Here is a 12,090-nt window from a genome sequence, read left to right on the forward strand (position 1 = left end):
CAGAGCATGAGTCGTCTGGTCGTCGTCGGGAACGGCATGGTCGGCCACCGCCTGGTCGCCGCCGTACGGGACCGTGACACGGCGGGGGACTGGGAGATCACCGTCCTCGGCGAGGAGACCCGCCGCGCCTACGACCGGGTCGCCCTGTCCTCCTACGTGGACGGCAAGTCGGAGGAGGAGCTGCGCCTCGACGACGACGAGCTGCGCAGCGATCCGCTCGTCACCTACCACCTCGGCGACGCCGTGGCCTCGATCGACCGCGACGCCCGCCGCGTCACCACCGCGTCCGGCCGCACCCTGACCTACGACGCGCTGGTGCTCGCCACCGGCTCGTACCCGTTCGTCCCGCCGGTGCCCGGCAAGGATCTGCCCGGCTGCTTCGTCTACCGCACCCTCGACGACCTCGACGCGATCAAGGCGGCCGCCGCGGCGGCAGCCGACGACCCGGCCCGCAAGGGGCGGCCGTCGGCGATCGTCGTCGGCGGCGGGCTGCTCGGCCTGGAGGCGGCCCGCGCGATGCGGCTGCTCGGGCTGTCGCCGCAGGTCGTCGAGATCGCGCCGCGGCTGATGCCGGTCCAGGTCGACGAGGGCGGCGGCGCGCTGCTCAAGCGGCTGGTCACCGCCCAGGGCATCGCCGTGCGGACCGGGGTGTCGCTGTCCGCGGTGTCCGCCGACCGCGGTCGGCTCGTCGGAACGCTCTCCGACGGCGTCGAGCTCGACGCCGACCTCGTCGTCTTCTCCGCGGGCATCCGCGCCTCCGACCAGCTCGCCCGCGACTGCGGCCTGCCGGTCGGCGAACGCGGCGGGGTCTGGGTCGACGACCGCTGCCGCACCTCCGACGACGCCGTGTGGGCGATCGGCGAGTGCGCCGCCCTGGAGGGCCGCACCTACGGCCTGGTCGCGCCCGGCTACGCGATGGCCGAGGTCGTCGCCGACCGGCTGCTCGGCGGGCAGGCCCGGATGACGCCCGAGGAGCTGGACATGTCCACCCAGCTCAAGCTGCTCGGCGTCGACGTCGCGAGCTTCGGCGACGCGCACGCCACGACCGAGGGCGCGCTGGAGATCGTCGTCAACGACCCGGTCGAGGGCACCTACTCCAAGCTGGTCGTGTCCGACGACGCGTCCACGCTGCTCGGCGGGGTCCTGGTCGGCGACGCCTCGCGCTACGGCTCGCTGCGCCCGCTGGTCGGGTCCCGGCTGCCCGACGACCCGGTCACCCTCATCTCGAAGGGCGGGGCCGAGCCCGACGCGTCGGCGCTGCCGGACTCCGCGCAGATCTGCTCGTGCAACGCCGTCACCAAGGGCACGCTGTGTGCGGCGATCGCCGACGGCGCGCACACCGTGCCGGAGCTGAAGGCGTGCACCCGCGCGGGCACCACCTGCGGCTCGTGCGTCCCGGCGCTGGCCCGGATCCTGGAGCAGCAGGGTGTCGAGGTCTCGAAGGCCCTGTGCGAGCACTTCGACCACTCCCGCGCGGAGCTGTTCGAGATCGTCGCCGGGGCCGGCATCCGGTCGTTCTCCGACCTGGTCGCCCGCTTCGGCCGCGGCTCGGGCTGCGACATCTGCAAGCCGGTGGTCGGGTCCATCCTCGCGTCGCTCTACAACGAGCACGTCCTCGACGGTGAGCGCGCGACGCTGCAGGACACCAACGACCACTTCCTCGCCAACATGCAGCGCAACGGCACCTACTCGGTGGTCCCGCGGATCGCCGGTGGCGAGGTGACCCCCGAGGGCCTGATCGTGATCGGCGAGGTCGCCCGCGACTTCGGGCTCTACACCAAGATCACCGGCGGGCAGCGGATCGACATGTTCGGCGCCCGCGTCGAGGACCTCCCCGCGATCTGGCGACGCCTGGTCGACGCCGGGTTCGAGTCCGGACACGCCTACGGCAAGTCGCTGCGCACCGTGAAGTCCTGCGTCGGCACGACGTGGTGCCGCTACGGCGTGCAGGACTCGGTCGGCCTCGCCGTCGAGCTGGAGCTGCGCTACCGCGGGCTGCGCAGCCCGCACAAGCTCAAGTCCGGCGTCTCCGGCTGTGCGCGCGAGTGCGCCGAGGCCCGTTCCAAGGACTTCGGCGTGATCGCCACCGAGCACGGCTGGAACCTCTACGTCGGCGGCAACGGCGGCTTCACCCCGCGTCACGCCGAGCTGCTCGTCTCCGACGTCGACACCGAGACGCTCGTCCGCACCATCGACCGGTTCCTGATGTTCTACGTCCGCACCGCCGAGCGGCTGCAGCGCACCGCGCCGTGGATCGAGGCGATGGAGGGCGGGCTGGACCACCTGCGCGCGGTGATCGTCGACGACTCGCTCGGCATCTGTGCCGAGCTCGACGCCGCGATGGCCCGCCACGTCGACTCCTACGCCGACGAGTGGGCCGGCGTCCTGGCCGACCCGCAGAAGCTGGAGCGGTTCGTGTCCTTCGTCAACGCGCCCGACACCCCCGACCCCACCGTCCGCTTCGTCGAGGAGCGGGGACAGAACGTCCCGGCCCCCGGCCGTCCCGACGAGCCCGTCCTGATCGGCCTCCCGGAGGTGTCCTCCCGATGAGCACCCAGCTCGACGCGTCCACCACCACCAGCACCGCCAGCACCATCGCCACCAGCACCGGAGCGACCACGACCGCCGCGCCCGCCCCGGCCGGGACCGAGCCCACCGGCTGGCTCACGGTCTGCCCGGTGGAGCGGTTGCAGCCCGGCCGGGGTGTCGCCGCACTCGTCGGCGACACCCAGGTCGCGTTGTTCCGTCTCGCCGACGGCTCGGTGTACGCACTGGGCAACATCGACCCGTTCACCGGGGCCGCGGTCGTCTCCCGCGGCATCGTCGGCGACCGCGGCGGCGAGCCGACCGTCGCCTCGCCGCTGTACAAGCAGGTCTTCGCCCTGTGCGACGGCCGCTGCCTGGCGGGTGCCGACGAGGGCGACGCTGTGAGCCTGCCCGCGTTCGTGGTCCGGGTGATGGGCGAGGAGTTGCAGGTCGGGCTACGGTGAACACCCCTTCCCGTACCGTCGTGCCCACCACCACCCGCGACGCTCCCGGCCATCTCCGCGCGTCCTCCGCGCCGGCCGGCCGGGACATCGGAGGAACGGAGAACCGGTGACCCGATCCGCCGCACGAGACGTCGCCGCCGCGCCCGACGCGGCGGCGGTGCCACCGCTGGCCGGGTTCACCGTCGGGATCACCGCGGCCCGGCGCGCCGAGGAGCTGGCCACGATGCTGGAGCGCCGCGGCGCCACCGTCCAGCACGGGCCCGCGCTGCGCATCGTGGCCCTCGCCGACGACGCCGACCTGGAGAACCGCACCCGCGAGCTCGTCGCGGCACCACCGGACATCACCGTCGCGACCACCGGGATCGGCTACCGCGGCTGGATCGAGGCCGCCGACGGCTGGGGGCTGGGCGAGGAGCTGCTCGTCGCGCTCGGCCGGTCGGAGATGCTGGCCCGCGGGCCCAAGGCGCGCGTCGCGATCCGCGCCTCGGGCCTGGTCGACGCCTGGTCCCCGGAGTCGGAGTCCACCGCCGAGGTGCTGGAGCACCTGCTCGACCGCGGCGTCGAGGGGACCCGGATCGCTGTACAGCTGCACGGCGAGCCGCTGCCCGACGTCGTCGACGCGCTGGAGATGGCGGGCGCCGAGGTCGTGACGGTGCCGGTCTACCGGTGGGCACCGCCGCTGGACCTCGCCCCGCTGGACCGGCTGATCGACACCACCCTGACCGGCGGGATCGACGTCCTGGCGTTCACCAGCGCCCCCGCCGCGGCCGGGATCCTCGCCCGTGCCGGGGAGCGGGGTCTGCGCGAGGACCTCCTCACCGCGCTGCGCGGCCCCGTGCTGGCGCTGTGCGTCGGCCCGGTCACCGCGGCACCGCTGGAGGCGCTCGACGTGCCGACCGTGCAGCCGCAGCGCTCCCGGCTCGGCGCGATGGTGCGGACCTGTGAGTCCGTCGCCCCGGCCCGTGCCCGCAGGCTCCCGGTCGGCGGCCACCAGCTGGAGCTGCGCGGATACGCGGTGCTCGTCGACGGCAGGTTCTGCCCGCTCCCGCCGACGCCCATGGCGTTGCTGCGGCTGCTCGCCAGGCGGCCCGGCCGGGTCGTGTCCCGCGCCGAGCTGCTCGCCGCGCAGCCCGGTGGGGCGGGCGACGAGCACGCCGTCGAGAACGCCATCGCCCGGCTCCGCGCCGCACTCGGTGTCCCCGGCCTGGTGCAGACCGTGGTGCGCCGCGGCTACCGGCTCGCACTGGAACCCGAGCACGGCGCGCACTGCGCCGAGGACCCGGAGGTGACCCGGTGACCGGACTCCCGCTGCTGCTCGTCGCGCACGGGTCGCGCTCCGACGCCGCCGACGCGGTGATCCGGTCGCTCGCCGAGGCCGTCGCCGCGCGCGGCCCGCAGGTCGAGATCTGCTACGTCGACGTCCGCGGTCCGAAGGTCGTCGACGCCGTGATCGGGCTGCAGGACCGCGGCCACGACGGCGCCGTCGTCGTCCCCGCGTTCCTCGCCGCCGGCTACCACGTCCGCACCGACCTGCCCGCCCAGCTCGCCGAGGCCGGCGCCGACCCGGCCCGGTTCGCGGTGACCCGCTCCATGGGGCCCGACCCGCTGCTCGCCGCCGCGGCCCTGGACCGGTTGCGCACGGCCGGCTACCGCGACGGCGACGCCGTCGTCCTCGCCGCGGCCGGCTCGTCGGACCCGTCCGCGGTCGCCCAGGTGCACGCGAGCGCCGGGATGCTCGCCCGCCGGGTCGGCCGTCCCGTCCCGGTCGGGTTCGCCGCCACCGGCAGCCCGTCGGTGGCCGAGCTGGTCACCCGGCTGCACGACGCCGGGGAACAGCGGGTCGCGGTCGCGTCCTGGCTGCTGGCACCCGGTGTCTTCCAGACACGGCTGCTCGGATCGGGCGCCGACGTCGTCGCCGACCCGCTGGGCGTGCACGACGACGTGGTCGCCGCCGTCCTCAAGCGCTACGCCGCCGGGGCCGCCGCGGTGCTCGCCGCCTGACCGTGCCCCGGCCCGACCCGGACCTGGTCGCCCGGCTGCGGGCGGCGGGCTGCGTGTTCGCCGAGGACGAGGCGGCGCTGCTCGCGACCGCGGCCGACGGCCCGGAGCGGGAGGCACTCGTACGGCGTCGTATCGCCGGTGAACCGCTGGAACACGTCCTGGGCCGGGTGGACTTCGACGGGCTGAGGGTGCGGATCACCCCCGGGGTGTTCGTGCCGCGCCGTCGCAGCGAGGCACTGGTGCACGCGGCCGTCGCCGCGCTGCCGGACCTCGCTCCCGGGCACCGACCGCTGGTGGTCGACCTCTGCTGCGGCTGCGGTGCGCTGGGCCTCGCCGTCGCCCGCCGGGCCGCCGCCGACCGTCACGGCGCCGACCGTCATGTCGCCGACAGTCGCGCCGCCGACTCCCGCGCCGTCGATCTCCACGCGGCCGACGCCGACCCGGTCGCCACCGCCTGTGCCGCGGCGAACCTGGCCGGGATCGGGACGGTGCACACGGGCGACCTGTTCGCCGCGCTCCCCGGCCGGCTGCGGGGCCGGGTCGACGTGCTCGTCGCGAACACCCCCTACGTGCCCAGCGGCGCGATCGCGTCGATGCCCCCGGAGGCCCGCGACCACGAGCCCCGCGCCGCGCTCGACGGCGGCGCCGACGGCCTCGGCCCGGCCCGCCGCGTCGCCGCCGGGGCGGGGGAGTGGCTCGCTCCCGGCGGGACGCTGCTCATCGAGACCGGCACCGCACAGGCGCCGGTGCTGGCGGAGGTGTTCACCGCGCACGGGCTCACCGCCCGGATCGGCACCGACGACGACCGCGGCGCGACCTGGGTGCAGGGCCGCGCTCCCCGCTGACCGGGGCGTCTCGGTCGGCGACGACGGGTCACCCGGTGGTGATCACCAGGCGTCCGGGCCCGTCGGCGGTCCAGGCCCGCTCGACGTCGGCCAGCTCCGCGGTCCGCACCGGCACGTCGAGACCCTCGGTGACGACGGCGTCCAGCAGCCGCGGCAGCTCGGCGAACAGCAGCGCCGGGTCGATGCTCCCGCCGCCGCTGCCGGTGACCTCGATCCGGCGGGCGCGCAGGATCGCCGCGTCCAGCTCGACGGTCCGCCCGGCGAGCGAGCCGATCTGCACGTAGCGCACCGGCCGCCCGCCGTGCTGCAGGCTGTCCGAGCGCAGCGCGTCGAACGCCGCGACCGCGACCGGGCCCCACAGGTAGTCGAGGACGACGTCGGGACCGCCGTCGAGCGCGGCCACGAGCGCGGCCGTCGTCGCGGCGGGGTCCTCGCCGATCCGGATGCCGACGACGCGGTCGTCGGCGCAGACCCGCTCCAGCGCGGCGGGGTCGCGCCCGGCCGCGACCACCCGGCCCGCGCCGTGGTGCAGCGCGATCCGCACCGCCAGCGAGCCGGAGGCGCCGGTCGCACCCAGGACCAGGACCGTCCCGCCGGTCGGGACACCGCGGTCGGCCAGCGGCATCCACGACGACATCGCCGGGTTGACCACGGCCGCGGCGAGCTCGGTCGGCAGCGCGTCCGGGACGGGCACGGCCCAGCCGGCCGGGACCAGTGTGCGTTCGGCGATCGTCCCGTACGGGTCGGGGCAGCCACCGGTGTAGACGCGGCGGCCGTCGAGCTCGGCGATCCCGTCGACGCCGGCGACGAACGGCAGCCGATCCCCCGCGGAGTAGTGGCTGCCCGCGGCGACCGAGCGCACCAGCTGGTGCACCCCGGCGGCGAGCATGCGCACCTCGACCGTCCCGGCGACCGGATCGGGATCCGGGAAGTCGGCGTACGCGGGCGGGGTGGTGAACGACGTGACGACAGCGGCCTTCATGGGGCACCTCCGTTGAACATTGTTCAAATCCAGGTGGCCTACACTCCTCTGAACACTGTTCAACGTCAAGGGGGGCCGGTGGCGCTGCACCGCGAGGCCATCGTCGACGCGGCGTTCGAGCTGCTCGCCGACGGCGGGCTCGACGCGATCACCGCCCGCGCGCTGGCGGCTCGGCTCGGGGTGCGTGCGGGCGCGCTCTACTACCACCTGCCGGACATGGCGGCGCTGCGCGACGAGATGGCGACGCGTGTCGTGCGGCGGGTGCTGCAGCGCGTCGGGGAGGCGGCCGGGTCGGACTGGGCGACACTGTTGCGGACCGCGGCGGCCGGCACCCGGGACACGCTGCTGGGCTACCGGGACGGGGCGATGCTCGTCGCCGGCACCCGCCTGCTCGACGACGAGGCGCTGCGCTCCCTGGAGGTGCCGCTGGCCGCGCTCGTCGCCGCGGGGTTCGCCCCGCTCGACGCCCAGCGCGCGCTGGCCACGGTGAACGCCTACGTCGTCGGGTTCGTGATCGAGGAGCAGGAGCGCCGGGACCCGGTCCGCGGCGCCGCGTACACCGCCGAGCACCGCCGGGCCCGGCTCGACCCGGATGCGCAGCCGCTCAGCCACGCCCTGAGCGACGAGGTCGTCGCACTGCCGGAGGGGGCCTTCACCTGGGGGGTGGAGGCGATCGTCGCCGGGATCGGCGCGCGCCGTGGCGGGTGAGGCCGGTCAGCGCCTGCGGTGCTCACGGGGCAGCCGGCCGTCGACCATCAGGATCCCCTCGGCCCGCAGCCGGGCCGCCTGCTCGGCGGCGAGGTGCGGGGCCGAGCGCCCGTCGGAGCGCAGCACCCGGTGCCACGGCAGGTCGTGGCCGTCCTCGGCGAGGATCCGGCCGACCAGACGCGCCGAGCGGATCTCGGCGAGCTCGGCCACCTCGCCGTAGCTGAGGGTCTGCCCGGGCGGGATCGACCGGACGACCTCGCGCACCCGCTCCAGGATCTCGGAGTCCACGCCTGCAGTCTGACGCTGTCGGTGCCCCGTGGTCTCATCGCCCCATGAGCCGAACAGCCACCGAGCAGGCGTCGCCGCGCCTGGTGCGTGCGGACCCCCGGCCCGCTCCCGCGCGGGAGTGGACCGGTGCCGCCGCGCGGGTGCTCGCGCACGAGCGCGGCGCGCTGCGGGTGCTGGGCGGGCCGGGCACGGGCAAGACGAGCCTGCTGCTCGACGCGGTGGTCCGGCGCATCCGGGCCGGTGAGCCGCCCGGGTCGGTGCTCCTGCTGGTCGGCAGCCGCCGCGCCGCGGAGGAGCTGCGGGGCCGGCTGACGTCGCTGCTCACCGCGGGCGGCGGCGAGCTCGCCGGGGACTTCGGGGTGCGCACCACCCGTGAGCTGCTGGTGCGGACCGTGCACTCCTACGCGTTCGGGGTGCTGCGGCTGCACGCCGCGCGCCACGAGGACCCGCCGCCGCGGCTGCTGGCCTCGGCGGAACAGGACGTGGTGGTCCGCGAGCTGCTCGCCGGGGAGATCGACGGCTGGAACGGCACCGTCCCCGGCTCGGGCTGGCCGGAGCGGCTCGACCCGGCCCTCGGACTGCCCGGGTTCGCCGCGGAGCTGCGGGAGCTGCTGCTGCGGGCGGCCGAGCGCGGGCTGGGTCCGCGGGAGCTGGCCGAGCTGGGGCGTGAGCACGGGCGTGAGGAGTGGGTCGCCGCGGCCCGGTTCTTCCGCACCTACGAGGAGGTCACGTTGCTGCGTGGGTCGGCGGGGCGGGGCGCCCCGCAGGCCACGGCGCCTGCGCTGGACTCGGCCGAGCTCGTCGCCGCGGCGCTGGACACCCTGGCCGCGGACCCGGACCTGCGTGAGCAGGAGCGGCGCCGGGTGCGCCACCTCCTGGTGGACGACGCGCAGGACCTCGACCCGCAGCAGATGGAGCTCGTCGCGGCGCTGGCCGAGCACGCCGGTTCCACGCTGCTCGCGGGCGACCCCGACCAGGCGGTCCTGACCTTCCGCGGCGCGGACCCGCAGGGCCTGACCGTGCTCGACGCGCCCACCGAGGTCCTCACCGTCGACCACCGCCAGCGGCCCGGGGTGCGGGCGGCGGGCCTGCGGGTGGCGGAGAAGCTGCCGGGCGCCGGGGTGACCCGGACCCGGCGCGGCCCGGAGCAGGACGACGGGGCCCCCGAGGCCCCGGACGGTCCGGACGGCCCGGACGCGGCCGGGGTGGGTGAGGCCCTGCAGGTCCGGGTGTTCGGGTCGCCGTCCGCGGAGGCCGGCTGGATCGCCGACCGGCTGCGGCGCGCGCACCTCGTCGACGGGGTGCCGTGGTCGGACATGGCGGTGCTGTCGCGGTCCGCGCGGCGCACCCTGCCCGCGCTGCGCCGGGCTCTCGCCGCGGCCGGGGTCCCGCTGGCCGCACCACCGGACGAGGTGCCGCTGCCGCGCCAGCCCGCCGTCGTGCCGCTGCTGCTGGTGCTGCGCGCGGCCTGGCGACCGTCCGCGATCGACGCCGACCTCGCGACCGCCCTGCTCACCTCACCGTTGGGCGGCGGTGACCCCATGCGGATGCGACGGCTGCGCCGCGGCCTGCTGCGGATGCACGCCGCCGCGGGGCACGACGTCCGGACCTTCGCCGACGACGACCGCGTCGAGGCGGGTGAGGTCGACCCGGCCGCGGCGAGCAGCGATCCGCTGCTGGTCGAGATGCTGCGCGACGCGGTCGCGGGCCGGCCCGACCCGCTGCCGATGCTCTCGCCCGCCGAGGCGGCACCGATGCGCGACGTGGGCCGCCTGCTCGACACCGCCGCCCGCTCCAGCGGTGCGGGTGACCAGGTCGAGGAGACGCTGTGGAAGGTGTGGCGGCGCACCGGTCTGGCGAAGCGCTGGAGCGAGGCGAGCGCCCGTGGGGGGCCCGGCGGCGCGGCCGCCGACCGGGACCTCGACGCGGTGCTGGCCCTGTTCGACGCGGCCGCCCGCTACACCGACCGGCTGCCCGGTGCCGACGTCGGCGGGTTCCTGGAGTACCTGCTCGACCAGCAGCTGCCGGGGGAGACCCTGGCCCCGCAGGCCCCCCGGGGCGGCGCGGTCGAGCTGCTCACCGCGCACGGCGCCCGGGGCCGGGAGTGGACGGTCGTCGCGGTGCCCGGGGTGCAGGAGGGTCTGTGGCCCGACGTACGGCTGCGCGGCAGCCTGCTCGGCCACGAACGGCTCGTCGACCTCGTCGGCGGGGTCGCCGCCCCCGACGACGCGGTCTCCCGCACGGCGCCACTGCTCGCCGAGGAGCGCCGGCTGTTCTACGTCGCCTGCACCCGTGCCCGGACGACGCTGCTGGTCAGCGCCGTGCAGGGGGAGGACGAGCAGCCCTCCCGGTTCCTCGACGAGCTCGACCCCCGCCCCGCCGACGCCGCCGAGGCCCGCCCGGTGCACCGGCCCGAGCGGTCCCTGGTGCTGGCCGAGCTGGTCGGGGAGCTGCGTCGCGCCGTCACCGAGCCCGACCACGGCGACCCGGGGCGCGCCGCGCGTCGTCGCCGGGCGGCGACCCAGCTGGCCCGGCTCGCCGCGGACGGCGTCCCCGGGGCCCATCCCGACGACTGGTACGGCGTCGCCGAGCTGTCCGACGGCGCCCCGCTGCGCGCCGAGGGCGAGCTCGTCCCGATCTCCCCCTCCGACGTCGAGACGATCGCCGGCTGCCCCCTGCGGTGGGTGCTGTCCCGGCACGGCGGCGACGAGACCGGCGCGCTGTCGGCGGTCACCGGGTCCCTGGTGCACGCACTGGTCCAGGCCCGTGCCGCCGGGGCCGACCCGGCGGAGCTGGAGGAGGCACTGCGGTCGGCGTGGCGGCGACTCGACACCGGGGCCCCGTGGTTCGGGCGTCGCGAGCTGGTCCGGGTGCGCGAGATGCTCGCCGCCTTCGACGACTGGGTGCGCCGCAGCCGTGCCGAGGGGCTGGAGCTGGTGGCCGTCGAGCAACCGGTGCAGCTGGATCTGGACGCCGGGGACGACAGCGAGGGTGACGACCCGGGGGCGCCGGACGGCGGCACCGTCTCCGGTGGCGAGACACCGGACGGCCCCGCGCTGCTGCCGGTCGACACCGACGGCGGTCCGGGGCGCGGCGGCGGTGCCGTGCGGGCGGCGCGCCGGGTCCGGCTGCGCGGTCGGGTCGACCGGCTCGAACGCGACGACCAGGGGCGTCCGGTCGTCGTCGACGTCAAGACGGGGAAGACGGCCACCTCGGCGAAGGCCACCGCCGAGCACCACCAGCTGGCCGTCTACCAGCTCGCGGCCTCGCTCGGCGCGTTCGACGAGCTCGTCGGGGCAGGGGTGGAGCCGGGCGGGGCGCGGCTGCTGTTCCTGGCCGACCGCAAGGCGAGCGGCGAGGCCAAGGAACCGCAGCAGGCGGCGCTGCGCCCGGAGGAGATGGGGCACTGGCGGGACGTGCTGATGACCTGTGCCGAGGACTCGGCAGGGGCGGTGTTCGTCGCCCGCGCCGGGCCGGACTGCGACCGCTGCCCGGTCCGTACGAGCTGCCCCGCGGTCGAGACGGGCCGCACGGTGGTGGACGGGTGAGCGGGCCCGGCCCCACCGAGCGGACGCCCCGTCGGTCAGGGCCGGTGGTCAGGTCACGCGCGCCGGTCGGGCCCGGCGGTCGGCGACGCGGTCGATGACCAGCGCCGCACCCAGCCCGAGCGCGACCGCGGCGCAGAATCCGCCGACGGTGTCGGTGGCGTAGTGCGCCCCGAGTCGCACCATGCCCGCGCCGACGGTGCCTCCGGCCAGCAGCGCCGTCGCGGCCAGGGTGGCGACGGCAGGTCCGGTGCGGGCCACCGGCAGCAGCCCCACCAGCAGCAGGGCGACGACGAGCCCGATCGAGACCGCACCGCCGGTGTGGCCGGAGGGGAACGCGTAGCCGTCCGCGGTGGCGGTGCCGATGGTGCGCCCGATCAGTGGTTTGAGCACCGTCGTCGCGATGCCGGTCAGGCCGGGGCCGACGACGGCCAGCACGGCCAGCCGCGGTCGTCGCAGGTACAGGGCCAGCCCGGCGAGCAGCAGCGCGAACAGCACGACCGTCGGCGGGGAGCCGAAGGTGACCGCGTCCGCGAGCAGCGAGCCCGACCGGTGTCCCAGCGCGTCCACCACGGCGTCGGCGTCGCGGTCGATCCGCCCGGCGGTCGCGTCGCCGCGGTAGGCCCAGGCCAGGACCGCGAAGACGGCGACGGCCGCCGCCACGATCAGTGGCGCCGGCCGTCGCAACGGTCCCAGCAGGGACGGGTCGTCGGGAGTGGGGCGCACCTGGC

At 76.5% G+C, this 12,090-nt stretch carries 10 protein-coding genes; 7 read left to right on the forward strand and 3 right to left on the reverse strand.

Features of this window, described 5'->3' with window-relative positions:
• Positions 1–6 precede the first annotated feature (6 nt).
• The 5 genes from nirB (at position 7) to Ae331Ps2_RS15310 (ending at position 5,836) form a co-directional block, all read left to right on the forward strand.
• Positions 7–2,550: a nitrite reductase large subunit NirB gene (gene nirB / locus Ae331Ps2_RS15290; RefSeq protein WP_075308129.1), complete on the forward strand. Its 2,544-nt coding sequence runs from the start codon at positions 7–9 to the stop codon at positions 2,548–2,550.
• A complete protein-coding gene (nirD, locus tag Ae331Ps2_RS15295) occupies positions 2,547–2,990 on the forward strand; it encodes a nitrite reductase small subunit NirD (protein WP_075308127.1) in 444 nt (147 codons plus the stop codon). Before nirB ends, nirD begins: the two co-directional genes overlap by 4 nt.
• 106 nt (positions 2,991–3,096) lie before the next feature.
• The gene (locus Ae331Ps2_RS15300; protein WP_075308125.1) at positions 3,097–4,287 is read left to right on the forward strand and encodes a uroporphyrinogen-III synthase; all 1,191 of its coding nucleotides are present in this window, start codon (positions 3,097–3,099) and stop codon (positions 4,285–4,287) included.
• Positions 4,284–4,991 carry a sirohydrochlorin chelatase gene (locus Ae331Ps2_RS15305; protein WP_075308123.1) on the forward strand — a complete coding sequence of 236 codons (708 nt, stop codon included), beginning with the start codon at positions 4,284–4,286 and terminating at the stop codon, positions 4,989–4,991. Before Ae331Ps2_RS15300 ends, Ae331Ps2_RS15305 begins: the two co-directional genes overlap by 4 nt.
• A gap of 2 nt (positions 4,992–4,993) precedes the next feature.
• Positions 4,994–5,836, forward strand: a complete 843-nt coding sequence (locus Ae331Ps2_RS15310; protein ID WP_075308121.1) for a putative protein N(5)-glutamine methyltransferase — start codon at positions 4,994–4,996, stop codon at positions 5,834–5,836.
• Between the two features lie 28 nt (positions 5,837–5,864).
• Here Ae331Ps2_RS15310 and Ae331Ps2_RS15315 read toward each other — a convergent pair whose 3' ends face one another.
• Positions 5,865–6,818: a zinc-binding alcohol dehydrogenase family protein gene (locus Ae331Ps2_RS15315; protein WP_075308119.1), complete on the reverse strand. Its 954-nt coding sequence runs from the start codon at positions 6,816–6,818 to the stop codon at positions 5,865–5,867.
• A gap of 78 nt (positions 6,819–6,896) precedes the next feature.
• Between Ae331Ps2_RS15315 and Ae331Ps2_RS15320 the strand changes: the two genes are divergently transcribed.
• A complete protein-coding gene (locus tag Ae331Ps2_RS15320; protein WP_075308117.1) occupies positions 6,897–7,526 on the forward strand; it encodes a TetR/AcrR family transcriptional regulator C-terminal domain-containing protein in 630 nt (209 codons plus the stop codon).
• Positions 7,527–7,532: 6 nt separating this feature from the next.
• On the opposite strand, the gene Ae331Ps2_RS15325 is transcribed toward Ae331Ps2_RS15320, so the two are convergent.
• On the reverse strand, positions 7,533–7,814 hold the full coding sequence (locus tag Ae331Ps2_RS15325) for an MGMT family protein (RefSeq protein ID WP_075308115.1): 282 nt from the start codon (positions 7,812–7,814) through the stop codon (positions 7,533–7,535).
• A gap of 44 nt (positions 7,815–7,858) precedes the next feature.
• Here Ae331Ps2_RS15325 and Ae331Ps2_RS15330 point away from each other — a divergent pair, with 44 nt between their 5' ends.
• Complete coding sequence (locus tag Ae331Ps2_RS15330; protein ID WP_083695594.1) at positions 7,859–11,362, forward strand: ATP-dependent DNA helicase; 3,504 nt, start codon at positions 7,859–7,861, stop codon at positions 11,360–11,362.
• A gap of 48 nt (positions 11,363–11,410) precedes the next feature.
• On the opposite strand, the gene Ae331Ps2_RS15335 is transcribed toward Ae331Ps2_RS15330, so the two are convergent.
• Positions 11,411–12,085 (reverse strand): phosphatase PAP2 family protein, encoded by a 675-nt coding sequence (locus tag Ae331Ps2_RS15335; protein WP_139318803.1) that lies wholly within the window; start codon positions 12,083–12,085, stop codon positions 11,411–11,413.
• Positions 12,086–12,090 lie beyond the last annotated feature (5 nt).

The sequence above is a fragment of the Pseudonocardia sp. Ae331_Ps2 genome (assembly GCF_001932405.1).
Taxonomy (GTDB): domain Bacteria; phylum Actinomycetota; class Actinomycetes; order Mycobacteriales; family Pseudonocardiaceae; genus Pseudonocardia.

Coding starts and splice junctions, on each gene's coding strand:
- Ae331Ps2_RS15330 (WP_083695594.1), top strand. CDS start 7,859: ATGAGCCGAACAGCCACCGAGCAGGCGTCGCCGCGCCTGGTGCGTGCG.
- nirB (WP_075308129.1), top strand. CDS start 7: ATGAGTCGTCTGGTCGTCGTCGGGAACGGCATGGTCGGCCACCGCCTG.
- nirD (WP_075308127.1), top strand. CDS start 2,547: ATGAGCACCCAGCTCGACGCGTCCACCACCACCAGCACCGCCAGCACC.
- Ae331Ps2_RS15315 (WP_075308119.1), bottom strand. CDS start 6,818: ATGAAGGCCGCTGTCGTCACGTCGTTCACCACCCCGCCCGCGTACGCC.